This window comes from Thalassospira sp. (genome assembly GCF_048059015.1).
Classification (GTDB): domain Bacteria; phylum Pseudomonadota; class Alphaproteobacteria; order Rhodospirillales; family Thalassospiraceae; genus Thalassospira.
In genome coordinates, this window is sequence record NZ_JBLLNT010000003.1 from 474,358 (window position 1) to 498,282 (window position 23,925).

20 protein-coding genes are annotated in these 23,925 nt (G+C 53.6%); 11 read left to right on the plus strand and 9 right to left on the minus strand.

Annotation, left to right across the window (positions count from 1 at the left end):
- Positions 1-4 precede the first annotated feature (4 nt).
- From ACMZ66_RS06170 to ACMZ66_RS06195, 6 genes are all read right to left on the minus strand, one after another.
- The gene (locus tag ACMZ66_RS06170; RefSeq protein ID WP_416935459.1) at positions 5-1,675 is read right to left on the minus strand and encodes a methyl-accepting chemotaxis protein; all 1,671 of its coding nucleotides are present in this window, start codon (positions 1,673-1,675) and stop codon (positions 5-7) included.
- A 107-nt stretch (positions 1,676-1,782) separates the two neighbouring features.
- Entirely contained in the window at positions 1,783-3,159 is a 1,377-nt protein-coding gene (locus tag ACMZ66_RS06175; protein WP_416935461.1) for an MATE family efflux transporter, read from the minus strand.
- Positions 3,160-3,206: 47 nt separating this feature from the next.
- Positions 3,207-4,592: a hypothetical protein gene (locus ACMZ66_RS06180; protein WP_416935463.1), complete on the minus strand. Its 1,386-nt coding sequence runs from the start codon at positions 4,590-4,592 to the stop codon at positions 3,207-3,209.
- A gap of 440 nt (positions 4,593-5,032) precedes the next feature.
- A complete protein-coding gene (locus tag ACMZ66_RS06185; RefSeq protein ID WP_416935465.1) occupies positions 5,033-5,560 on the minus strand; it encodes a DUF934 domain-containing protein in 528 nt (175 codons plus the stop codon).
- Positions 5,547-7,202, minus strand: a complete 1,656-nt coding sequence (locus ACMZ66_RS06190) for a nitrite/sulfite reductase (protein ID WP_416935466.1) — start codon at positions 7,200-7,202, stop codon at positions 5,547-5,549. Before ACMZ66_RS06190 ends, ACMZ66_RS06185 begins: the two co-directional genes overlap by 14 nt.
- 11 nt (positions 7,203-7,213) lie before the next feature.
- A complete protein-coding gene (locus ACMZ66_RS06195; RefSeq protein ID WP_416935467.1) occupies positions 7,214-7,507 on the minus strand; it encodes a DUF2849 domain-containing protein in 294 nt (97 codons plus the stop codon).
- Positions 7,508-7,726: 219 nt separating this feature from the next.
- Here ACMZ66_RS06195 and ACMZ66_RS06200 point away from each other — a divergent pair, with 219 nt between their 5' ends.
- Positions 7,727-8,143, plus strand: a complete 417-nt coding sequence (locus ACMZ66_RS06200; RefSeq protein ID WP_416935468.1) for a DUF1489 family protein — start codon at positions 7,727-7,729, stop codon at positions 8,141-8,143.
- 13 nt (positions 8,144-8,156) lie between these two features.
- Here the strand turns inward: ACMZ66_RS06200 and ACMZ66_RS06205 are convergent, their stop codons facing one another.
- The gene (locus tag ACMZ66_RS06205; RefSeq protein WP_416935470.1) at positions 8,157-9,098 is read right to left on the minus strand and encodes a transcriptional regulator GcvA; all 942 of its coding nucleotides are present in this window, start codon (positions 9,096-9,098) and stop codon (positions 8,157-8,159) included.
- A gap of 139 nt (positions 9,099-9,237) precedes the next feature.
- On the opposite strand from ACMZ66_RS06205, the gene ACMZ66_RS06210 reads away from it, so the two are divergent.
- The 3 genes from ACMZ66_RS06210 (at position 9,238) to ACMZ66_RS06220 (ending at position 11,728) form a co-directional block, all read left to right on the plus strand.
- A complete protein-coding gene (locus ACMZ66_RS06210) occupies positions 9,238-9,480 on the plus strand; it encodes a DUF1127 domain-containing protein (RefSeq protein WP_416935472.1) in 243 nt (80 codons plus the stop codon).
- Positions 9,481-9,719: 239 nt separating this feature from the next.
- Positions 9,720-10,736 (plus strand): polyphosphate kinase 2, encoded by a 1,017-nt coding sequence (ppk2, locus tag ACMZ66_RS06215; protein ID WP_416935474.1) that lies wholly within the window; start codon positions 9,720-9,722, stop codon positions 10,734-10,736.
- Between the two features lie 122 nt (positions 10,737-10,858).
- On the plus strand, positions 10,859-11,728 hold the full coding sequence (locus ACMZ66_RS06220; RefSeq protein WP_416935476.1) for an NAD(P)-dependent oxidoreductase: 870 nt from the start codon (positions 10,859-10,861) through the stop codon (positions 11,726-11,728).
- An 85-nt stretch (positions 11,729-11,813) separates the two neighbouring features.
- Here the strand turns inward: ACMZ66_RS06220 and ACMZ66_RS06225 are convergent, their stop codons facing one another.
- On the minus strand, positions 11,814-13,310 hold the full coding sequence (locus tag ACMZ66_RS06225; protein ID WP_416935478.1) for a S41 family peptidase: 1,497 nt from the start codon (positions 13,308-13,310) through the stop codon (positions 11,814-11,816).
- A gap of 359 nt (positions 13,311-13,669) precedes the next feature.
- On the opposite strand from ACMZ66_RS06225, the gene ACMZ66_RS06230 reads away from it, so the two are divergent.
- From ACMZ66_RS06230 to rsmA, 7 genes are all read left to right on the plus strand, one after another.
- Positions 13,670-15,430, plus strand: coding sequence for an acyl-CoA dehydrogenase (locus tag ACMZ66_RS06230; RefSeq protein ID WP_416935480.1), 1,761 nt, complete (start codon positions 13,670-13,672; stop codon positions 15,428-15,430).
- Positions 15,431-15,660: 230 nt separating this feature from the next.
- Complete coding sequence (gene lptF / locus ACMZ66_RS06235) at positions 15,661-16,758, plus strand: LPS export ABC transporter permease LptF (protein ID WP_416935634.1); 1,098 nt, start codon at positions 15,661-15,663, stop codon at positions 16,756-16,758.
- Positions 16,755-17,858, plus strand: a complete 1,104-nt coding sequence (lptG, locus tag ACMZ66_RS06240) for an LPS export ABC transporter permease LptG (protein WP_416935482.1) — start codon at positions 16,755-16,757, stop codon at positions 17,856-17,858. The genes lptF and lptG overlap by 4 nt, the downstream gene beginning before the upstream one ends.
- A gap of 3 nt (positions 17,859-17,861) precedes the next feature.
- Positions 17,862-20,054: an LPS-assembly protein LptD gene (locus tag ACMZ66_RS06245; protein ID WP_416935484.1), complete on the plus strand. Its 2,193-nt coding sequence runs from the start codon at positions 17,862-17,864 to the stop codon at positions 20,052-20,054.
- Between the two features lie 6 nt (positions 20,055-20,060).
- Positions 20,061-21,341, plus strand: coding sequence for a peptidylprolyl isomerase (locus tag ACMZ66_RS06250; RefSeq protein WP_416935486.1), 1,281 nt, complete (start codon positions 20,061-20,063; stop codon positions 21,339-21,341).
- A 24-nt stretch (positions 21,342-21,365) separates the two neighbouring features.
- Positions 21,366-22,382, plus strand: coding sequence for a 4-hydroxythreonine-4-phosphate dehydrogenase PdxA (gene pdxA / locus ACMZ66_RS06255; protein ID WP_416935488.1), 1,017 nt, complete (start codon positions 21,366-21,368; stop codon positions 22,380-22,382).
- Positions 22,383-22,387: 5 nt separating this feature from the next.
- A complete protein-coding gene (gene rsmA, locus ACMZ66_RS06260) occupies positions 22,388-23,257 on the plus strand; it encodes a 16S rRNA (adenine(1518)-N(6)/adenine(1519)-N(6))-dimethyltransferase RsmA (RefSeq protein WP_416935490.1) in 870 nt (289 codons plus the stop codon).
- Positions 23,258-23,281: 24 nt separating this feature from the next.
- On the opposite strand, the gene gmk is transcribed toward rsmA, so the two are convergent.
- Positions 23,282-23,914: a guanylate kinase gene (gene gmk, locus ACMZ66_RS06265; RefSeq protein ID WP_416935492.1), complete on the minus strand. Its 633-nt coding sequence runs from the start codon at positions 23,912-23,914 to the stop codon at positions 23,282-23,284.
- Positions 23,915-23,925: the final 11 nt, after the last annotated feature.

The following is a 23,925-nucleotide window of genomic DNA, read 5'->3' on the forward strand; positions in this document are numbered from 1 at the left end:
TGGATTAAGCGGACCGAACCGCATCCAGGAACGTACCAACCTTTTGCCGCAGCAATTCAGACTGCTGTGACAGTTCACTTGATGCCGCAAGCACCTGTTCCGCAGCGGCCCCGGTGGAACTTGCAGCTTCGTTTACCCCGGCGATATTGGCCGAAACCTCGGTCGTTCCGGTAGAGGCTTCCTGCACATTGCGGGTAATTTCACCGGTTGCGGCCCCTTGTTCTTCGACCGCACTTGCGATGGTTGCGGCAATTTCACTGATTTCGGCAATTGTCGTTGTGATCGCGGCAATCGCATCAACCGCACCATTGGTTTCCTGCTGAATGCCTGTGATCTGGGTTGTGATTTGTTCGGTTGCCTTTGAGGTCGCGGTTGCAAGATTTTTGACCTCTGCCGCGACAACGGCAAAGCCCTTTCCTGCATCACCAGCACGCGCCGCCTCGATCGTGGCATTTAGTGCCAATAGGTTGGTTTGTTCGGCAATGTCGCTGATCAAACCAACAACTTCGCCGATCTTCTGCGCCGATTCCGCAAGGCCACGGACCTGCTCATTGGTGCGTTCGGCATCGGCAACCGCTCGGTTTGCCACTGTTGATGATTGTGCGACCTGATGGGTAATTTCGGCAATCGAAGTGCTGAGCTCTTCGGCGGCACTGGCAACCGTATGCACATTGTTTGATGCCTGCTCGGCGGCGGCGGCAACGATGCTTGATTGACGACTGGTTTCCTCAGCCGTGCTGGTCATGCCGCTTGCCGTTGCCTGCATTTCAGTCGACGCCGATGCAAGGGTTTTAAGAACGGCTGACACATCCTGATCAAAGCCTGTGGTAAGCTCCGAGATTTTTTCGGCACGTTTTTCACGCGCCTTGCGGGCTTCGGCTTCTTTGGCGGCAAGCTCGTCGGCACGGATCATGTTTTCTTTGAACACCAAGACCGCCTTGGACATCGCGCCAATTTCATCGGATCGATTTTGACCGGGGATAGTGGTTTGCTTATCCCCGCCGGCGAGCTGGTTCATCGCATCGGTAATCGCGCGCACCGGGCGCGAAATGCCCACGCCAATCACCCATGCCGCTGACATACCAACAATCACGGCAACCGCGGCAAGGATTTCCGTCCAGATTACCGCACTATCGGTCGCGGCCGATGCGTGGGCACCGAGTGCTTCCTGCTCTTTCTTGATCTCGAGTTTCAGCTGTTCAAGATTATCAGCAATGAGTGGCCCCAGTCGATCAAGGGTGCCGGTCACAAGTGTGTTGCGTTGGGGATCAGATGCCTGAAGGCCTGCTACCTGATTGAAGGCAGATTGATATTGCTTAAGCTCGCCCAATGAACGTTCGGCAATTGCGCGGCGTTCAGGCCGGATCAGCAAATCAACAAGGCCGGTATTATAGTCGATGGCAGCAGCTAGGCGTTCGGACACATTTCTCGACGACGTCGCTGCATCAGTTAGCAGGTAGTCCTTCATTGAAACACGTGCTTCAAGAAGATTGGCCTGAACGCGGGCAGCCTGATTGGTTTGGGTAGCAATCAGGCGGTATCGGGTGAAATCATCACCGACAATTCCAATCGAGATGACGGCAAATAATGACATCCCCCCCAGCAACACCAAGACCAGCCCGAACCCACCAAAGACTTTTGATGAGATTTTGAAGCCATCGATCAGAGTGGTCATCTCCCCCCCCCCCCCGCAAAGAGAAAACTGCTTCACATATGGGAACGATTGACACGTCTGGCGCGGGTTCTTGTGAACAAAATCACAACTTTTCGGCACTATATGCGTTAACGCTGAAGTGATGCTTCCCCAACCTTGGGGCGGCTATCGACAATGGCGGCAACCGGACGACATGCAAGCCGATAACTCATCATCCCGGTCAACGCACCAAACAGGCAAATACCGGCCACCTGCCCCCACAAAACGCCTGCGGCACCGAAGTAAACACTGCCCAGCCACACCAGGGGAATAACGCCCAAAAGCTCCTTGGTCAGATCGGCGATCATGGCAAGGTTCGGCCGGCCGGTGACGTTAAAGAATGTGTGCGATGAATATTGCAGCCCCAAAAACATATAAAGCGGGGCAATCGCGGTACAAAACTGCCCCAACAACACCGCCGTATCGGGCGTCGCGCGAAACAGTGCTGCCAATTGATCGGAAAACAGATAAAGCCCACCGGCAACCACAATCCCATAGCCGATGATAAGCCCCCAGACCGTGTGCCAGATCGCGCGCAAACGATCCCCACGTCCTGCGGCAAAGTTCTGGCCAATGATCGGTCCAATTGCCTGTGGCAGGGCCATATAGCCGACAAAGGCAAAGGGTGCGATGCGTTCAATGATTGCCATCGCTGCCACCGCGTCTGAGCCAAACTTTGCCATCGATGCCATGATGAAGCCGCTCGCCATCGGCGGGCCGATCTTGGCCAGCCCCACGGGTACTGTCACCTTGGCAATCTCGCCCAGATCCTTTGTGAATGTGGCGGCATCAAACCGGCCCAGCATGTTGTGCACATTGCGCACGCCATAAAACGCGATCACCATGATCACGACGCGCGAAATCACGGTCGCCCAAGCGGCCCCCTCAACACCCCAGCCAAAGCCAAAGATGAAAATCGGGTCCAGCACACCATTGGTCACGGCCCCCGCAACCTTTGCCCACATGGAGCGTTGCTTGGCCCCGATGGCACGTAAAAGGGCACCCGATGACATGCTAAGCACCAGCACAGGCAAACACAGCATCACGATCTGAAGATAACTGGTGCCCAAGGCATGCGCCCGGCCGACCGCGCCCAGCAAGGACAGCATATGCGGCGCCGCCAGCCACAGGATTATGGTCATCAGGACCGAAAGCCCCAATCCGAACAGCAAAATATGGGTTGCAAACACACGTGCCCGTTCGCGGTCGCCTTGCCCCTCGGCACGTGACACCAAGGCCGTCATCGCCGTTGAAATGCCAAGCGACACAGCAAGGGTAAAAAAGATCAGCGGCCAGGCGAAACCAAGCCCCGCCACCACATCCACATCCCCCAGAAGGCTCAGGAAAAACAGATCAAGCGCATCGACCAAAACCATCGCCACCAGCGCAAGCATGCTGGTATGCGCCATGCTGAAAATATGGCGCAGGATCGATCCCGTGACGAAATATTGCGGTTGCAATGCCATCTTCTGCCGTTAGCCACCTTGGTAAACGACTGGCTGCGATAAGGGGCTCAGTCGTTTTTGAAAGAACGTGCCGATGTATCGGCACTTGCCAAAAACTTGTGGCGGCGCGGCCCATGTCCGGCGGCCTGCCATCCGATCGGGCGCAGGTCTGTTTCCGGTACGGTGCGCCGTGATGATCCGTTTTCAGATAGTGGCGGTTTTGGCATGGCGACAAGGTCCGTACCCGCCTTCCATTTCGCGGCAATGATGCTGGGGTTATCCGGGCAAAATTCATTGAGCCGCGCGATCACGCGATGCTGAATATCGACGGCTTCGGGAAATGCCTGATCAGTCCAGAAACGTTTGCGCGGCCGGAAATAACCAACCTCGTCGAGGAACGACACACCAAAGTAATGGCAGGATTCGAGCGAGTTATAGAACAGCTCGTCAAACACGAAACTGCCATCCTCGCGCATCGAACGGTTCAGACACCAGGAGAGCATATTGCCCATCTGTGTTGCGGCAAATTCGCGCTGCGCATCACTCATGTGCGACCAGCCATGGCGAAAAATCTTCGCCACGTCATAGTTGTTGTGGTTGTTGAACTGCCCCCGGCTACGCCAGCCAAACGGATATTCATCATTCCGACGATCCAATGTCGTGCGGATGATGTTTGGCCATTGGCGCACATCGCCCTTGCGATAGGAAACGATGTGGAAGGTATAGCTCAGATCATCATAGCGGTGCGTTGTGCCATCCGATGAATACCACGGCCCCCAATAACCGGTTTCCGGGTTCTGGATGTCATCAAGGAAATCAGTAAAGGCCTTGATATAGGCATCCTCGAGATCGATACCGCGCACATGTTCACGGGTAAAGTTGCGCAAGCGTGGTTTAAAGCAAAGCTGTGCGAGACAACACAGAACCGATCCCAGCTCATCACGCTTGTTCCGTCCGGTCGCGGCAATGTCGGAGACCAGAAGATCTTCAAGATAGGCCCGCATTTTCGGAATGGTCGATACCGGTTCCAGAAAATGAAGCGGATAGCGCGGCGTTTGCTTTTCGGTGGCAAGTTCATGCAGGCGCACGATGGTCGCATCAAACTTGTGATGGAACTCGGTATATTGCCATCCCCACGATCCATCGATTGATGACTGACGCGCGACATAGCTTTGATCGGTTTCCTCAAAGCTGCTTTCAAGGCGGGCTACCAGATCATCAAGACGCGGCCAATAGGCAGTATAGCGCGCAAGCCATTTGGCGTAGATGTAAAGCTGCTGGGATGCGAGCATGGTGCGGCTATATTCGCTAAAGCGGCGCAAAACGCCCGCCATGGCACCAAGATGGTCGTTATATCTTTGTGCCTTGTCATGATAGGCGCGGTCATAACGGGCAAAATCCCGCCCGATCACGCATCCATCCACCGCATGTGCAAGTCCCAAAACAGAAGTCATCTATGGTAACGGCCACCTCTCTTGATCAAGAAAACGGCTGGGTACGATCAAACGCCAATTCTTTGCCCAAAAGATGGCACGAATTGACAAGCGGGGAAGTCGGTCAGGAAATGCAGTCGCAAGGCCCCGCGATCGCAAATTAATAGCCAATTATAACAACTTAAAGGTTGTTAGTACGACTGACATAAACAGCTATTAAGTGTATAGCCGATATTGCGACCTTACGCCACCCTTTTGGCGAAAACTATACCTACTTCCACTACCTTAGAATAATATGGGTGCACAGCTTCAACCTTGCAGAGAGCAAGTCGATATTTATTCTAAATCAGCAACTTGGTGAAAAATCGCCCGGTTGGCTTCGGGCAAAAAGAAAGGGCACCCGATCGGGTGCCCTGAAGGTAGAGCATCTCTGCTCTGTCCGAATGTATAGGATCAGCTGATCAGGATGCTTTCTGATCAAATGCCGCGCGGCGGCGTTCACGCAGGGACTGCGCAGTAACACGGCCATCGCCGGTCGGCTGATAATAAACCGACATTTCCTTGAGTGCTGCGCGCACTTTGGTCAATGCAGTTTCGCCATCAACCCGCAGGTCATAGGCATCAAAACCGCACCGATGCATATAAAGGATCTGGTCGCGCAGTACGTCGCCGATCGCGCGAAGTTCCCCCTTAAAGCCCATGCGCTCCCGCAATACACGGCCATAGGAATAACCACGACCATCGGTGTATGCCGGGAAATTGACCGTAATGATCGACAGGCGATCAAGATCATCTGCCAGATCTTCTGGTGCATCACCCGGATTAAGCTGAACACCCAGACCACCATTGCGGCCTAGAAGGCTGTCGCGTTCTTCCTTGAACCGTGCCAACGGCACGATCAGGTTTTCATCGCTGGATGGCAGGTCGCCTTCGGCGTCAACCGTGATCCATTCCTGTTCGATCACGCTGTCATTCTTAACGATCGCCATAAAGCACCTCCTTGAACGGGTCCATGCCGACACGACGATAGGTGTCGATGAAACGTTCGCCGCTTTCGCGGATATCAATATATTTGGTTACCAGGCTTTCGATCGCATCCACCACTTCGGCTTCGGAGAAACCGGCACCGGCAATTTTACCAATCGATGCATCCTGGCTGGCGTCGCCACCAAGCGTGATCTGATAGAATTCCTTGCCGCGCTTATCGAGGCCAAGAATACCGATATGACCAACATGGTGATGCCCGCAGGCATTGATGCAGCCGGAAATCTTGATCTTGAGCTCGCCAATGTCATGCTGACGATCCAGATCACCGAAACGCTCGGAAATGCGCTGCGACAGCGGGATCGAACGCGCGGTTGCCAGGGCGCAATAATCAAGGCCCGGGCAGGAAATGATGTCGGTAACATAACCAAGGTTTGCCGTACCAAGACCAGCCGCATCAAGCTCTGACCAAAGGGCAAACAGATCGGCTTTTTTCACATGCGGCAGAACAAGGTTCTGCTCATGGGTCACGCGGACATCGCCAAAGCTGTACTTGTCCGAAAGATCGGCAACCAGTTCCATCTGGGTATCGGTTGCATCACCCGGAATACCGCCAATCGGTTTCAGCGATACGTTGGCAATCGCATATCCCGGCTGTTTGTGTTCGATCACATTCGAACGCACCCAGTTAAAGAAGCCACGGTTGGCAGCCTTATGGACTTCGAAATCCGCATCTTCATCGGAAAGTGCTTCGAATGCAGGCGGTGCAAACTGTGCGATGTAGTGGGCGATTTCTTCGTCACCAACGCGCAGCGAACCGTCCTTGATCTGGGCCCATTCTTCTTCGACAAGCTCGCGGATTTTATCAATGCCTTCCTCGTGAACGAGGATCTTGATACGCGCCTTGTATTTATTATCGCGACGGCCAAAGCGGTTATAAACGCGCAAAATGGCTTCGAGATACGAGAACAGGTCGTTCTTGCCGATGAAATCACGGATGGTCTTGCCAACGAACGGCGTACGGCCAAGGCCACCGCCCACGATGACTTCAAAACCGGTTTCACCCGCATCGTTCTGATGCATGCGAAGACCAATATCATGGACCTTCACCGCCGCACGGTCATTGGGCGAACCGGTCACCGCGATTTTGAACTTACGCGGCAGATAGGTGAATTCCGGATGGAAAGTCGACCACTGACGGATCAGCTCGCAATAAGGACGCGGATCTTCGATTTCATCGGCCGCAGCACCGGCATATTGGTCGGTCGTGGTGTTACGAATGCAGTTGCCCGACGTCTGGATGGCGTGCATCTCGACATTGGCAAGATCAAGCAGGGCATCGGGAATTTCATCAAGCTTCGGCCAGTTATACTGGATGTTCTGACGCGTGGTGAAATGGCCATAGCCCTTGTCATATTTGCGTGCAATGCCACCAAGCTCACGCAGCTGATCAGCGCGCAGAGTGCCGTACGGGATGGCAACGCGCAGCATATAAGCGTGCAGCTGAAGATACACACCGTTCATCAAACGCAGCGGGCGGAACTGTTCTTCGGTGATGTCACCGGCCAGACGGCGCTTTACCTGTTCACGGAACTGTTCGGTACGTTCCTGAACAAGTTGGCGGTCAAAATCGTCGTAACGATACATGGGGTCTCTCCTTATACCGCCTGATAACCAAGGTCTTCGCGGACACTTGGGCCTTTGGTGCGCAGAACTTCGCGGTATTTTGTCGGAACCAGTCCACCGTCCTGCTGTTCAACGTCAATCAGATACGGCCCGACGATCACAACGTCGAGTTCGGGGGCGCTTGCCTCGGCCAGAAGCGCATCAGCAGCTTCTTTGCCTTCGGCAGTACGGGCATCGTTGATGCTTTCGCTCCAACCGCCATCTGCGGTCAGGAACACCACCAACCCGTCATCCAGACGGTTTGCCGTGACAACTTGCAGGGACATTCGGTTCTCTCAGCCTGTAAATCTCTCGGGGGCGGGCCCATTAACGGGACCTTTTCTGCACCAGAATTTGGCTGATTAACCACTATTGGTCAAGTTTTTTTGTGAAATAGACTTAATTACACTATTTTATATGTTAATATAATCCACGCTTGACCCTTGATCGTACTGGTTCTAGGTCAGGACACAGAATTTCTCCCTGCTAAGAAAAGCCATCTCGATATGCCCCTTCACATCATCAAGCTCAGCGTTGGAACGGAAACCCCTGAAGGTTTGCGTGAATGGCAAACCTATTTTCAGGCCACCTATGGCCGGGTTTTCCATACCACCCGCATGACGCCGAAACGCAAGGCGGAAATTCTTGATGGCGGGTCCATCTATTGGGTTTTCAAAGGTGCTATTCGTTGCCGCCAGCGCGTCATTGATCTTGAGGAATTCACCAATGAAGAAGGCACGAAATATTGCCGCATCGTGCTTGATCCCAAATTGATCGAAACGCGCCCCTACCCGCACCGCGCGTTTCAGGGATGGCGTTACCTGCCCGAAGACAAAATACCGCCTGATGACAAACAGGGTGGCGGCACCGATACGCTTCCCGATGACATGGCAGATGAATTGCGTGACCTTGGCCTGATCTGATCAGGTTTTCTGATCACGCGGGCGCCTCGGAACAATCTTCATCAATATCGCGCAGGGTTGCGGCTACCTCATCCTTCAGCCAATTAACAAAGGCCTGAACGCGCGGGCGACGCAGATGCTCTTCCGGGTAGACCAGATAATAAGCCCCGTTCGACGCCACACTTTGCGGGAACGGCCGCACAAGGTTTCCGGCCTTAAGATCCAATGCGGCCAAACTTGTCCGCGCCATGCCGATCCCCTGCCCCATCAGGGCTGCCTGGATCACCATATCGCCGGAGTTAAACCGAAGGCCACGGCTGACATCGATCCCTAATACCCCGACACCATCAAACCAGAATTCCCAATCAGCGGCATGCGGGTGGTTTATGATCGCGGTTGCATCATGCAGCAACTGATGACCTGCGATATCGGTCGGCTTTTTCAGTTCCGGGTTCGCTGCCAGATAGGCGGGACTACAGACCGGGAACGATTTATCGCGCATCAGCATCTCACAATGCAGGTTGGGATATTTGCCATTGCCAAACCGCACGGCAAGATCAATACCCTCGGTCCGAAGGTCCACAAGCCGGTCATCGGCATGAATGCGCACATCAATGTCTGGATAGGCTTCGCGGAAATATCCCAAACGCGGTACCAGCCACTTCACCGCAAAGCTTTGCAGGACACTGACCGTCACCACGCCGGTTTCCTCCACCAGCATCAGGCGTTCAATTTCATCTGAGATGCGCGAGAAGCCGGCACTGGTCGCATGGGCCAACTGCACGCCTTCTTCGGTCAGATGGATTTGCCGTGGCAACCGATGAAACAGCTTAAATCCCAGATATTCCTCAAGCTGACGGACCTGCTGACTGATCGCACCTTGGGTGACAAACAGCTCTTCAGAAGCTTTGGTGAAGCTTAAATGACGCGCAGCCGCATCAAAGGCGCGCAGGGATTGCAGGGGCGGCAACCGCATCAGGGATCACTCCAAACTTATGGATTAGAGTATCTAATCTGTTTGATCAGAAATACTCGTTTGTTCTGATCGGAATATAGCCGCACTATGGGTTCCACAGCAAACATTGCATTAGCAATATTAACCTATGGAGAAGATCATGGCTTATTCGGCTTGCCCTGCTCCTGCACTTCGGGAGACACAGGAAACCTCTGTCAAAACGATCGCCAGCGTGACCTTGACTGCCCGCATAAACGAGCTGGCTGAACGCTTTTCACACTTCTTGGCCGCCCGCCGTCAGCGCCGCATGTTGATGTCACTTAACGACCAGCAACTTCTGGATATCGGCCTGACCCGCGCCGATGCCGAGGAAGAATACCGGCAGTCCTTCAAACTGCTGTAATCCGCACGGGACCTGTTTCGTTCTCCGCCCCCACGGTTTTAAAGCGAAACAGGCTCTCCCTTCGTGCCACCAGCACAACCTGCACGCCTTATTCGGTCAGCGGCCCCCACCGTTGACCGTTTTTTTTTGCGCCTCATGCCAGAAGTCGCTGGTGTAATTTGATCCAGTTCATTGCAGCTTCTCTGATCTTGCCGCAAAGTTGTTGGAATATGGACATTACAACCGATGGGATCTGCGCGATGGCGGCACGCAAAAAGAAATCTGCTGACGTAGTCAATGAGGCGACCAACCGCACCGGCAAAAGCCGATCAGCGGCAAACAAGACCTCGGCAATGGCAACGCTTGATAGCGAAACCAAGGACCGCTTCCTGCTTGATTCTGAAAACATGACAATGGATCGCCTGGACGATCAACCGTCAGACAAAAAACCATCGCGCAAGAAAACTGATCCATCGAAGGCCGATCAACTGCCGCCCGATATCGACGTTAATCCCAAGGCACGGGCCAAGAAGATGCAAGGCAAACAGTATCTTGAACTGATTGCCCCGCTGCATATTGAGCTTCTTAAGCTGCAAAACTGGATCAAGTCGGAAAACCTGAAATCGCTGGTTATCTTTGAAGGCCGCGATGCGGCAGGCAAAGGCGGCACGATCAAACGGTTTACCGAACATCTCAATCCGCGCGGTGCGCGCATCGTCGCCCTTGGCAAACCCAATGACCGCGAACTCACACAATGGTATTTCCAACGTTATGTCGAACATCTGCCAAGTGGCGGCGAAATCGCCCTGTTTGACCGATCCTGGTACAACCGGGCGATGGTCGAACGGGTGATGGGATTTTGCAGCATGTTTGACGTCAGCGAATTCCTGCAATCGGTCCCGGAACTCGAACGCATGTTGATCCGATCCGGCATTCACATGACCAAGTTCTATTTCTCGGTCAGCAAAAAGGAACAGGCGCGCCGCTTCAAGCAACGCCAGTCAGACCCGCTCAAACAATGGAAACTGAGCCCGGTTGATCTGGCATCCCAGAACCTTTGGGACTCCTATACCGAAGCCAAACGCGACATGTTCTTCCACACATCAACGACTGACAGCCCATGGGTGATCGTAAAATCCGATGACAAGAAGCGGGCGCGCATCAATGCGATGCGGTTCTATCTGTCACAGTTTGATTATCCCGGGAAACGTCCGGAAATTCTGATCTATGACCGGCGGATTATTCACAGTGTGGCCGAGGAACTCGACGAAGATTAAACCATCCAAAATCCTGTGGTCTTCCAGATCGTGAAAACATTGTCGCGGTAACATTTGCGTTCATTGACATTGGTGCGCTTGCCACCTTTACTGGCAAACATCAGTATTTGGGAGGCAATCCAATGGCAAAATGTGCATTTATCGGTCTTGGCGTAATGGGCTATCCGATGGCGGGGCACCTGCAAAAGGCAGGGCATGACGTCACGGTCTATAACCGTACCAGCGCCAAGGCAGACAAATGGGTTTCCGAATTCGGCGGATCATCCGCACCGACCCCGGCAGAAGCAGCCAAGGGTGCAGAATTCGTCTTTTCCTGTGTCGGCAATGACGACGACCTTCGCAGCGTAATGCTGGGCGATGGCGGCATGTTTGCCGGCATGGACAAGGGTGCGGTCCTGATCGACAACACCACCGCTTCCGCAGACGTTGCGCGCGAACTTTACGCCGCCGCCAAGGATCAGGGCGTTCATTTCATCGACGCACCGGTTTCCGGTGGTCAGGCGGGTGCTGAAAACGGCGTTCTGACCGTCATGTGTGGTGGCGATCAGGATGCATTTGATCGCGCGGCACCGGTTATTGATGCCTTTGCCCGTTCCTGCAAATTGATGGGCGAAAGTGGTGCCGGTCAGTTGACCAAGATGGTCAACCAGATTTGCATCGCCGGTCTGGTTCAGGGCCTTTCCGAAGGTGTCAATTTCGGCGTGAAGGCCGGCCTTGATATGGAAAAGGTTCTTGATGTGATATCCAAGGGTGCTGCTGGTAGCTGGCAGATGGAAAACCGCGGCAGCACCATGGTCCAGAACAAGTTCGACTTTGGCTTTGCTGTTGACTGGATGCGCAAGGACTTGGGCATTTGCCTTGAAGAATCCAAACGTAATGGCGCGCGTCTGCCGGTCACCTCGCTTGTCGATCAGTTCTATGCCCAGGTGCAGGAACGTGGCGGTAAACGCTGGGATACGTCTAGCCTGATTGATCTGCTTGCCCGCCCGTAACAGGCCAAAGCAAGACCAACACAAAAGCAAAGCGCGGCCCGATTTGGGCCGCGCTTTATTTGTTCATATCGGATCTTTGGTGGTCTTACAGACCCGCACGCAGAAGCGGCTCCACCTGATTGCGATAGGTTGCCAACGGTCCTTTGTCAAAATATCCAACGGCACATTCCAGAACCGAATCACGGAACGCTTCGCCACCTTCCTCGACATTCTCTTCAAAATTATCGCGGTTGGATTTTCCAAGGCGTTCGATCGCGATATCCTGCTCGCAACTCGTCGCATCGATCTTTGCCAGTGACTGGCGCGGATCACGACGACGCGATGGCAAGGCGTGCTCAAGATCAATTTCGCGCTCGAACTCTTCAGCATCAGCACGGGTAACTTCGATATCGGGGATCACGCCATGACCCTGAACGATATGATTTTCCGGGGTGGTGTAATACCCCGTGGTGATCTTCAAACCACCGCCCGATGTCAGCGGCATAATGCGCTGCATCGATCCTTTGCCAAACGAACGCTCGCCAATGATGACGCCACGACCATTTTCACGAAGGGCCGCCGCCATCAGCTCCGCCCCAGATGCCGACCCGCGATCCAGAAGGATTGCCATCGGCACCTGATCAAAGAAGTCAGAACGATCGGCTTCATAGCTGCGCAATTTCCGCTCGCCACGCCCTTCGGTGGCAACGATCAATCCGTCACTCAGGAACTGATCGGCAATGTCCGCCGCACTATCAAGCAACCCGCCCGGATTACGGCGCAGATCGACAATGATGCCCCGCGGGCTTGCGATTTTTTCTTCAAGCTCGGCCAGATATTCCTGCGCCTGATCAAGTGTCGTCGCGTCAAAGCGCGACACACGGATATAACCGATATCCTGATCAATGATGCTTGCGGTGACAGACGGGACCTCGATCCGTGCACGTTTGACCGTGACGTCAAAGCTGTCCTGAATACGCTGAATGGTCAGCGTCACCGGATCACCGACACGTCCGCGCATGCGACGCACGGCCTCTGATATCGGTTCCCCCTCCATCTGATAGCCATCGATATGGGTGATGCGATCATCGGGCCTAAGCCCCGCGCGTGCAGCCGGCGTATCATCAATTGGCGAAACAATTCGAATGCGTTTGTCATCATCAAGGGCGATGACGATCCCGACCCCGGCGAAGCTGCCTTCAGTGCTTTCCTGCAACCGACGGAACATATCATCGGTCATATAGGCGCTATGCGGGTCAAGATTATGCAGACTGTCATCCAAAGCAGCACCGACGATGCCAACAGGTGACGTATCATCGGTTTCAAGCTCACCCAAAGCAGCAATGCTGCTATCGATGAAGGTCATCCGATCGATTTTTTCAACATAGGTTTCTGAAAGAACCTGAAGCGCCTCGACATATAATTTGTCGGCATGAGCAAATTGCTCATCGCTCGCGCCAGCGCTAACACTGTCGCGGTAGGCTTCCAGAAATCTGCGTTCCTCATCGCTTGGCCAGGCGGGCCCGGCACAGGCGACCAGCCTTGTTCCGGCAAACGAAATCAGCACCGCAAACAAAACCGGCAATATTCCCTTACGCAGCAATAGCCTACTCCCGTCCTTTTACTTCACTTCACCGACTGACAATCGGGTTACGCATCTGCCAAGTCTAGCCTGCCTTTTTGCGATTGGCGACCCCCGGACTGGGACTACGCACCAAATCGTGATGGCGCCCGTCCCGTTCTGGCATAGCTTCACATATCGGAAGCTTTTTGCCGTTTTGCCAGTGGCACGCCAGATCTGCACCGTTACAACCAATGTCCAATCGTCAAAATGGCGCTGCAATGCGAAACAGACTCGATATTGATGCAATGCACCGTTATGCTGGGGCTTAACAATCAAAGTTGGCAAAAAGCCGACTAATCCGAGCGGGCGGCTCACAATTCAGGGAGACGTCTTTTTTCATGAGCGATTTTACGCCACCCATTTCCGATTTCCGGTTCCTGATCCACAATGTGATCGGGCTTGATACCGTTGCAAACCTTCCGGCGTTTTCCGAAACCACCGAAGACCTCGTTGACGCGATCCTTGAAGAAGCTGGCAAACTGGCAAGCTCAGTTCTCGCACCGCTTAATCGCATTGGTGATCAGGAAGGATCAAAGCTTCTCGATGACGGAACGGTTCGCACGCCAACCGGCTGGAAAGAAGCCTATGCGCAGTTCTGCGAAGGTGGCTGGCAGGGGATTTCAGCGCCTGAAAGCGAAGGCGGCATGGGATTGCCGATCCTTCTCGGTGCTGCTGTTGCCGAGATGTGGCATTCATCCAACATGGCCTTTGCGCTCTGCCCCATGCTAACTGCAGGCGCGATTGAGGCTTTGGTGGCGCATGGTTCAGACGAACAGCGTGCTCTTTATCTGTCGCGCATGGTTACCGGCGAATGGACCGGCACCATGAACCTGACCGAACCGCAAGCAGGGTCCGATCTTTCAAAGGTGCGCTCGCAAGCCATTCCGCAAGATGATTGCACCTACAAGATTTCAGGCCAGAAGATTTTCATCACCTATGGCGATCATGAGATGACGGAAAATATTGTCCATCTCGTTTTGGCGCGCACACCAGACGCCCCTGCCGGGGTCAAAGGCATTTCGCTATTTATCGTTCCGAAATATTTGGTTTCAGAAGCTGGCGAAATTGGTGCACGCAATGACGTGACGTGTGTCTCGCTTGAACACAAACTTGGCATTCATGCCAGCCCGACCGCTGTTTTGTCCTTTGGCGATAAGGGTGGCGCGACCGGCTATCTGGTTGGCGAAGAAGGCAAAGGTTTGGCCTATATGTTCACCATGATGAACAATGCCCGCCTTGCCGTTGGTCAACAGGGTGTTGCAATTTCTGAACGCGCCTATCAGCAGGCAATTGATTATGCCCAAACCCGCAAACAGGGTCGCGATCCCAAGACCGGCGAAGATGCCCCGATCATCATGCATGGTGATGTGCAGCGCATGTTGATGCGGATCCGCTCCACGACCGAGGCGGCGCGTGCGCTGTCGCTTTACGCGGCGGTCCAACTCGATCTTGCCCATCACCTTGAAGATGACGCAGCACGCGCAGCCGCACAGGCCCGTGCTGACCTTCTGATCCCGTTGGTAAAAGGCTGGTCGACCGACCTTGGCGTTGAAAACGCATCACTTGGCGTTCAGGTGCATGGCGGCATGGGCTTCATCGAGGAAACCGGTGCGACCCAGCACCTCCGCGACGCCCGGATCGCACCGATTTACGAAGGCACAAACGGCATTCAGGCGCTTGATTTCATAGGCCGCAAGGTTCTTCGCGATCAGGCAGAATCACTTACCGCGCTTTTAGGTGACATCAAAGAGACGATCGAGCTTGCACAAAGCAGCCCTGTGCAAGCAGCCGCCAATCACTTGCAAACCGCCGTCACAGAACTCGAAAGTAGTACACAAATCGTACTTGAACGCTGCGCCGCCAATGCGGACATGGCTCAGGTTTTGGCCACGCCGTATCTGCGCCAGGCAGCCTTGTGCATTTCGGGCTGGCTAATGCTGCGTTCAATGCTGGCAGCCGCTGATGGGGCCGTTGCAAATGACCTGCGGGATGCAAAGACCCAAAGCTGTGGCTTCTTCTTTGCACAGGTGCTACCGGAATCAGGTTTTATGGCCGCACAAATCAGAAACTGCGACAGTGTCGAGCTCCACGCCATTTAGCCACTATTTTGACAAACTCTTTGCCGAGTTTGGGGTCGCGCCATCGTTATCACAGGATGACGATGGCGTTGACCGTTCTACCCCACCTGTGCAAAGCCCCCAAACGACCCTGCCCGCATGCGCCAACATTCGGAAATTCCCTGCGGTTTCACGGAATGGTGCGATAATTTCCTGTTTCGGTTTTTGATTGCTTCTCTATAATCCGCCCGATGAATCGCTTAACCCGATATATGCTAAAACAGCAGCTGATTATGATGGTCTTCGTGACGCTGGGGCTTCTCTGCGTCATCTGGCTATCGCAAAGCTTGCGTTTTGTGGAAATGATCGTGAACCGGGGTCTTTCGATCTCGGTGTTTTTGCAGCTGACATCGCTTCTGCTGCCCAGTTTCCTGACGATCATTATCCCGATTTCATTATTTTTTGTTATTGTCTTTACCTACAACAAACTCATCCAGGATCGCGAATTGATCGTGATGCGGTCGGCGGGCCTCAGCCAATGGGCGCTAGCAAAACCGGCATTAATGGTTGCTTTGCTATCGACCGCTGCCTGCTATTTTTTGACCCTATTTTACCTGCCTTACAGCTACGAACAGTTCAAAGAACTGCAATTCTCCATCCGCAATGATTTCTCTTCCGTGCTTTTGCAGGAAGGAAGTTTCACCGATCTTGACGGATTGACCGTGTATGTCCGCGAAGTCGGGCGGGATAATGAGCTGCTTGGTATCCTCGTTCATGATTCACGTAATCCCGATGCCCAAACAACCATGATGGCAAAGCACGGTGCGTTGCTTCGTACTGATGAAGGCCCTCGCATTGTATTGCTTGATGGCAACAGGCAGGAAGTGAACGCAGAAGACGGTACGATGTCGATCCTGTATTTTGATCGATATGCGGTTGATATTGCTCACAGCTCCGAAGAATCCGGCCTTCGCTATCAGGAGGCGCGTGAGCGCAGCGTATATAACCTGCTCACCGGAACGCCGCCAGATATTGCCCAGCACGATATGGGTGCTTTCCGCGCAGAGGGACATGATCGACTGATATCCCCTCTAAATGCCATCGCCTTTGCAAGTATTGCTCTGGCAGTGCTTGTCTCCAGCAGCTTCTCACGTCGTGGTCAAAATGGACGCCTTCTGCTGGCGATTGGCGCCATGGTTCTATGTCAAGCGACCAGTATCGCAATGAAGAACCTGGCAGCAAAGAACCCTGCCCTTGTTCCTCTGATGTATGCCAATGCCTTCATCCCAATCTTACTCGGGTTGTATTGGACGTTCAAAGGACCGCAGATCAAGGCCAAACGTGCGACGGCTGAAGAGGCAGAGGCATGAGAATTTCACCGCTTCTGACATGGTATTTCGGCAAGCACGTTTTGCTCTCGATATTGGCAATCCTGGCCCTTCTAATTGGACTAATCATGATCGGCGATACGATCGAACTTCTGCGTCGTGCGGGCGGAAAGCCCGATGCGACCGTCAGCATCGTAGTTCAAATGGCTATGAGCCGTATTCCTTTTATGACAGAAAAGGTACTGCCGTTTGCCGTCCTGTTTGGTTCGATGTTCTCTTTCTGGAAACTCACCGGCAATCAGGAACTGGTTGTGACACGCGCGGCAGGCGTTTCAGCTTGGCAATTCCTTCTTCCACCAATCCTGTGCGCCTTGATCCTGGGCAGCATACAGGTCGCGGCACTTAATCCACTTTCGTCTATTCTACTGCAACGCTACGAAATGCTCGAAGCACGCTATTTGCAAAACAATGTCAGCGTGATGAACCTTTCATCCAGCGGACTTTGGCTGCGTCAGGGAACTCAAGATGGACAGGCTGTGATCTACGCACGTGCAGTGCGCAGCCAGCAAGGCGATCAAATAGATCTGCGCAACGTCACAATCTTTCGGTTTGAAGATGCCGACGACTTCGCAACACGTATCGACGCAGCACGTGCCGTTTTGGAGCCGGGAACCTGGCGTTTCTATAACGCCTGGACTTTCACGCCCGGCCAAGCCAGTAAGTTTTCAGACGAACTGATGCTGCCGACCAACCTTACGGCGCGTAAAATTCAAGACAGCTTTGCCTCGCCCGAAACCATGTCATTCTGGGATCTAAAGCCGTTTATCAACCTTCTAGAGCGGGCTGGGTTTAACGCAACGCGACACAAAATACACTTCCACAGCTTGCTTTCCAGACCTTTACTGTTGTGCGCGATGGTTCTGATTGCTGCCGCCTTCTGTCTTAAATTCTCTCGACGCAGGCGGGCATCCCTTGTTATCGGTGGTGGTGTTGCGACCGGGTTTATTCTGTATTTCTGCACCGATGTGATTTCAGCACTTGGTGTTTCCGGCGGGATACCGCCCGTTTTATCGGCATGGGCGCCGGCTGGTATCTCATTGTTGTTGGGGATTTCAACTTTGCTACATCTTGAGGATGGCTAGTCTATGACCAAGGCGGGGGGAATGATAAAAAGACTGGCGACTAGCACGATCCTGAGCTGCGGTATGCTTCTGACAGCAGCCGGATGGGACAGTTCATCGGCGCTTTCTCAATCAGCAACCGACCAGCAGCAGAAAGAAGAAGCGCCTGCAATCCTGTTTAGCGCTGATGAGGTTGATTACAACCGCGAACTTGAAACTGTTACAGCACGCGGCAATGTCGAGATTTCACGCGAAGGCCGCATTCTCCTTGCTGACACTGTAAGCTACGACCGCACCCAAGATGTTCTGACAGCTTCGGGAAATGTGAGCATAACTGAACCGACTGGCGAAGTGACCTTTGCGAGTTATGTGGAGCTCACGGGTGACTTCAAAAACGGCATCGTCAAAGACATCTACGTATTACTTGACGAGAATACCCGAATTGCCGGTACTGGTGCCCGCCGCAGTGCAGGTAACTTTACCGAGATCGCGAAAGCTGTCTATTCCCCGTGCAAAGTCTGTGAAGAGGATGATGGCGAAGCGGGTACGCCGCTTTGGCGTATTCGCGCAGCACGCGTTCTCCACGACGCAAGCAACAAGACCGTTGAATACGAAGATGCGCGGCTAGAAGTCGCTGGTGTGCCAATCCTGTACACGCCTTATTTCCAGCACCCCGACCCCACTGTTAAGCGTCAGTCTGGATTACTGGCACCGTCATTTGGCAGCACAAGCTATGTCGGCTCCTACTTCAGTCAGCCTTATTATTGGGCAATCGACAAAAGTAAGGATATGACTTTCACGCCGACCTACACACTTGATGAAGGCCCGGTGCTATCCACCGAGTATCGCCAAAGATTTGATCCGGGCGAGATGGAAGTCTTCGGCAGTGTCACGCAGGACAGCAATGACGATTGGCAGGGTCACATCGACGCCGAAGGACGGTTCGATATCAACAAAACGTGGCGTTGGGGTTTTGATGCTGAGCAAGCAAGTGAAAAGACCTATCTTTCTCGGTATGGCTTTGAATCTCCTTCAGAATTAACCTCTAACCTGTTCACTGAGGGTTTCCGCGGGGCAAGCTATACAAGAGTAGATGGCTATTATTTCCAAGGCCTGAAGTCTGATGATGATAGAGATACAACGCCGATAGTATTGCCTCATATGCAGTTCCATGGTCAGTCAGCTCCCGGAAAACATGGTGCTTATACCACTTTGGATTTGGATGGTCTTTCACTGACGCGAGATGAAGGTACAAATTCCCACCGATTATCTGCGAAGGCAGGCTGGGAACTTCCCCATGTTGGTACATTGGGGGATGTAACCAAACTGAGCCTCTCCATCCGCAGCGACAATTACATGGTATCTGACGTCGAGCGCGAGGGTAAAAGTAACTATAGCGGCTATACTGGCCGTCTATTGCCACTCGCAGCAATCGACTGGCAGATGCCTTTTGTCAACAATCAGGGCACCTACCAGCAAGTGATTACGCCAATTGCAATGGCCGCATGGTCACCCAACGGCGGCAATCCTGACGAAATCTCGAACGAAGATTCCCAATCCTTTGAGTTTGATGACATCAACCTATTCTCGCATGACCGATTTGGTGGACTGGACCGTGCAGAAGATGGGTTCCGTGCAAGCTATGGCCTTGAGTGGGGCATTTATGGTCCGCAAGGCGGCTATACAAGCGCGATGTTTGGTCAGAGCTATCGAGCCAATGAAAACGATACTTTTTCCTCCGGTTCGGGCTTGGATGAACATATGTCTGACTATGTCGGCCGCGTTACCGTTTCTCCTAATCAGTTCGTCGACTTGACTTATCGATATCGTCTCGACAACGAAGATTTGTCCGCACGACGCAACCAAGTGACACTTACCGCTGGTTCGATGGATACGTTGCGTATCAACACGACATATGTTCACTTCACCGATGACGCTGGTAGCGAAGAGTTCAACGAGCGTGAAGAGTTCTATTTCAGAGCTGAACGTCAATTCAGCCAGTATTGGTCCGGCATGGGTTATGGCCGCTACGATGTAGATGCCTCAGACCCCTTGGAATATGGCATTGGTTTTGTGTATGAAGATGAGTGCTTTATTTTTGATGGGCGCGTGCGCCGTACGTTCTATCAGGATCAGGACCTGGGTGAATCTGACGAGTTCCTGTTCCGCCTGGTCTTCAAGACCTTGGGCGAGTTTGCTTCTGCAGCCGGATTGTAAGAAAAGATGATTTCAAAACTTTCGATTTCCAAATTCGCCAACACCTTTGCTGTTATCGGTGCAGCTGCATTAATTGCGTTCTCATCTCCGGTGCGGGCACAGTCCCCGGTGGGTGTTGCAGCTGTCGTCAATGATGATCCGATTTCGATCATTGATCTGGTTGAGCGCATCAAGCTGGTTGCCGTGTCATCGAACATCCGTATGACACCGGAAAAAAGTAACGAGATGGCGCCACAGATCCTGCAACAGCTGATCAATGAGAAGCTGCAGATGCAGGAGGCCGAGCGTCGTGGCGTTGAAGTCACCGACGAAGATATTGCACGCGGCAAGTCGATGATCGAGCAAGGTGCAGGTCTGCCAGATGGAGCGCTTGACCCGTTCCTGGCCCAGCGCCAGATCGCGGCAGGCACCATCGAAAATCAGATCCGTCCGCAGGTCGCTTGGCAGAAGCTTCTGGGCACCATGCGCCGAGAGGTTCAGATTTCTGAAACCGAAATCGATGAGAACCTTGAACGTATCGTCAACAACCAGGGTAAACCGCGTAACCGTGTTCAGGAAATCTTCCTTCCGGTCGATAACCCGCAAGACAGCACACGCGTCTATCAGAACTCGCTGGAAATCCTTAATGCCTTAAACCAGGGCGCAGAGTTTGGCGGTCTTGCACAGCAATTCTCGGCCAGTGCGAGTGCGGCGAACGGTGGCGATCTTGGTTGGCTTTATGCCGGTGAGCTTGCTGGCGAATTGCAACAAGCCGTTAATCAGCTCGAACCGGGCCAAACAAGCCAACCGATCCAGACCATTCGGGGCTATCACATCCTGAAACTGCTTGATCGCCGGGTTGGTGATGCGGGTGCGATCACCGATGTCCGTCTGGATCTGTATCAACTGTTCGTGCCGATTACGCCTGATATGCCGAAGGATCTCGTGGATTCCAAAGTCGCCGTCCTGCAAAACACCCAGCAAAACGCCAATAGCTGTGATGCTATGGCAGCTGTCGCCGTTGATCTTGGATCGGATATGAGCGGTGAGATGAAAGGCATTTCGCCAAGCGAGCTTTCCGGCCCGATCAGTCAGGCGGTGAACAACCTTCCGGCTGGCAAACCCTCAAACATCATCCGAGTTGATGGCGGTGCGCTGATGGTCATGATCTGCAACAAGACGGAAGAAAGCAACTTGCCAAGCCGTCAGGACATCGAAAACCGTCTTCTGATGGAACGCCTTGATATTCTTGCGCGCCGTAAGCTGCGCGAACTTCGTCGTCAGGCCTTTATCGATATCCGCATCTAATCCGGACAAATGGACGGACAAAACATGACCAAGATCGCGCCCCTTGCGCTAACCATAGGCGAGCCCGGCGGCATTGGCCCGGAGCTGACGCTTAAGGCTTGGTTACGCCGTCACGAGGACGGTCTTGCACCATTTTGCGTGATCGCCCCGCTTGGCATTGTCGAGCAAGCCATCAAGCGTTCTGATGCACAGGTACCGTTCAAGGTCATTTCCGACATCTCTGAAACAGCAACGGTGTTTGATACCGCCCTGCCCGTTTTGGTGATTGATGAACCAACTGCGGATGCTGTTCCCGGCTTTGCATCGGCCGACACGGCCAATGTCGTTCTTGAAAGCATCACGCGCGCAGTTGAACTATCGAAGTCAGGTGCGGCAAGTGCTGTCGTCACCAACCCGATCCAGAAAAGTGCACTTTATGATGCCGGGTTCAAACATCCCGGCCATACAGAGTTTCTGGCCGAGCTTGCCGGTCCCGATACCGTCCCCGTAATGATGCTGGCCAATGCCAAGCTGCGCGTTGTGCCGCTGACCATTCATATCGCACTAAGCGACGTGCCCAAGCAATTGACCGCAGACTTGATCATCAAACGATGCCGGATTACAGCTGCGTCCTTGCAGAAGGATTTCGGAATTTCCAATCCGCGTCTGGCGATTGCTGGCCTGAACCCGCATGCGGGTGAAGACGGTGCGATGGGGTCCGAGGAACAAACCATCATGGCCCCGGCAATTGAAGCACTGCGTGCAGAGGGTTTGAATGTCATCGGCCCACTTCCGGCAGACACCATGTTCCACGAAGAAGCACGTGCCAATTACGATGTTGCCCTTTGTCCCTACCATGATCAGGCCCTGATCCCGGTTAAGACGCTGGACTTCCATGGTGGTGTAAATGTCACCCTTGGATTGCCATTTATCAGAACGTCACCGGATCACGGAACTGCCCTTAATATCGCTGGCAAAGGCATCGCACGTCCCGATAGCCTCATCGCCGCCCTTAAGATGGCAGCAGAAATGGCCACCAAACGCCTTGCGACAGGAGCCTGATCCACGTGTCAGAAGACAACGCCAATACCGGCAAACTTGCCAACGATGGCCTTCCGCCCCTGCGTGAAGTCATCGCCACTCATGGCCTGTCTGCGCAAAAGAAATTCGGTCAGAACTTCCTGTTTGATCTGAACCTGACGGGCCGTATTGCCCGCGCTGCTGCCCCACTTGAAGATGCCACCGTGATCGAAATCGGTCCGGGTCCTGGTGGTTTGACCCGTGCGTTGCTGTTTCATGGTGCAAAGAACCTGACGGTGATAGAGCGTGATCCGCGCTGCCAACCGGTGTTGGAGCAGATCAGCAACCATTATCCAGATGCATTGCACGTGATTGATGGCGACGCGCTGGATGTCGATGTCACAACCCTTGGCCCTGCCCCGCGCAAGATTGTCGCCAACCTGCCCTATAACGTTGGGACACAACTGTTGCTGGGCTGGTTGATGCAGATCGATCAATTCGCCAGCCTGACCCTGATGTTCCAAAAAGAAGTGGCCGAGCGCGTTGTCGCAGGGCCCAAAAGCAAGGCCTATGGCCGCTTATCCGTCCTGTGCCAGTATCTGTGTGATTGCGACATCCTGTTTGATGTCCATCGCAGCGCCTTTACCCCACCGCCCAAGGTAACTTCGGCAGTGGTTCAATTGCGGCCAAAGGCAGATCGCGGAACCGACATCAATCTGACGAGCCTTGCCAAAATCACCCAGGCCGCCTTTGGCCAGCGCCGCAAGATGCTGCGCGCGAGCCTTAAGACATTGAACATCAATGTTGGGGAACTGCTTGAAAAGGCCGGGATCACGGAAACGGCCCGGGCCGAAGAACTCAGCGTGGCGGATTTTGTCCGCCTGACACAGGTTCATGATGAAATGGCCGCTTCGTAAAGCGGCCATTTTCTTGATCGGAGATCAATCTGTCAGAAGCTTTTTGACAAAGCTTGGCAAACCGGTTTGACGACCACGCTTGATCCGCTCGGCACCAATAATGTGCTGAACATCGGCGATGCAACGATCCAGATCATCATTGATCAGAACGTAATCAAACTCTTCCCAATGGCTGATTTCTGCACCGGCCTTTGCCATGCGTTTCATAATCACATCATCGGCATCCTGACCACGGTCTCGCAGACGGCGTTCCAGTTCACCCGATGATGGCGGCAGGATAAAGACTGACACAACATCGGCCCCGCCCTTGTCACGCAGCTGACGCGCACCTTGCCAATCAATATCAAACAGAACGTCATGCCCGTCCGAAAGCGCCTTTTCGACTGGCGCAATCGGGGTTCCGTAGTAATTGCCAAACACTTCTGCCCATTCGAGAAGCTCGTCATCGGCGATCATATGTTTGAAATCATCGACCGACTTGAAGAAGTAATGCTTGCCCTCTTCCTCGCCCGGTCGGGCTGAGCGCGTAGTTGCCGATACGGATAACGAGATTTTGTCATCGTTTTCAAGCAACTGGCGGGTAATGGTTGTTTTACCGGCACCAGAAGGCGCACAGAAAACCAGCATCACACCACGGCGGTTATGTGGATCAGTCATGGTCACGTTCC

Coding starts and splice junctions, on each gene's coding strand:
- lptG (WP_416935482.1), top strand. CDS start 16,755: ATGAGAATTTCACCGCTTCTGACATGGTATTTCGGCAAGCACGTTTTG.
- ACMZ66_RS06200 (WP_416935468.1), top strand. CDS start 7,727: ATGCCCCTTCACATCATCAAGCTCAGCGTTGGAACGGAAACCCCTGAA.
- ACMZ66_RS06245 (WP_416935484.1), top strand. CDS start 17,862: ATGACCAAGGCGGGGGGAATGATAAAAAGACTGGCGACTAGCACGATC.
- ACMZ66_RS06185 (WP_416935465.1), bottom strand. CDS start 5,560: ATGGCGATCGTTAAGAATGACAGCGTGATCGAACAGGAATGGATCACG.
- ACMZ66_RS06180 (WP_416935463.1), bottom strand. CDS start 4,592: ATGACTTCTGTTTTGGGACTTGCACATGCGGTGGATGGATGCGTGATC.
- lptF (WP_416935634.1), top strand. CDS start 15,661: ATGCTAAAACAGCAGCTGATTATGATGGTCTTCGTGACGCTGGGGCTT.
- ACMZ66_RS06250 (WP_416935486.1), top strand. CDS start 20,061: ATGATTTCAAAACTTTCGATTTCCAAATTCGCCAACACCTTTGCTGTT.
- ACMZ66_RS06210 (WP_416935472.1), top strand. CDS start 9,238: ATGGCTTATTCGGCTTGCCCTGCTCCTGCACTTCGGGAGACACAGGAA.
- ACMZ66_RS06205 (WP_416935470.1), bottom strand. CDS start 9,098: ATGCGGTTGCCGCCCCTGCAATCCCTGCGCGCCTTTGATGCGGCTGCG.
- ACMZ66_RS06220 (WP_416935476.1), top strand. CDS start 10,859: ATGGCAAAATGTGCATTTATCGGTCTTGGCGTAATGGGCTATCCGATG.
- ppk2 (WP_416935474.1), top strand. CDS start 9,720: ATGGCGGCACGCAAAAAGAAATCTGCTGACGTAGTCAATGAGGCGACC.
- ACMZ66_RS06195 (WP_416935467.1), bottom strand. CDS start 7,507: ATGTCCCTGCAAGTTGTCACGGCAAACCGTCTGGATGACGGGTTGGTG.
- ACMZ66_RS06175 (WP_416935461.1), bottom strand. CDS start 3,159: ATGGCATTGCAACCGCAATATTTCGTCACGGGATCGATCCTGCGCCAT.
- ACMZ66_RS06170 (WP_416935459.1), bottom strand. CDS start 1,675: ATGACCACTCTGATCGATGGCTTCAAAATCTCATCAAAAGTCTTTGGT.
- ACMZ66_RS06190 (WP_416935466.1), bottom strand. CDS start 7,202: ATGTATCGTTACGACGATTTTGACCGCCAACTTGTTCAGGAACGTACC.
- pdxA (WP_416935488.1), top strand. CDS start 21,366: ATGACCAAGATCGCGCCCCTTGCGCTAACCATAGGCGAGCCCGGCGGC.
- gmk (WP_416935492.1), bottom strand. CDS start 23,914: ATGACTGATCCACATAACCGCCGTGGTGTGATGCTGGTTTTCTGTGCG.
- ACMZ66_RS06230 (WP_416935480.1), top strand. CDS start 13,670: ATGAGCGATTTTACGCCACCCATTTCCGATTTCCGGTTCCTGATCCAC.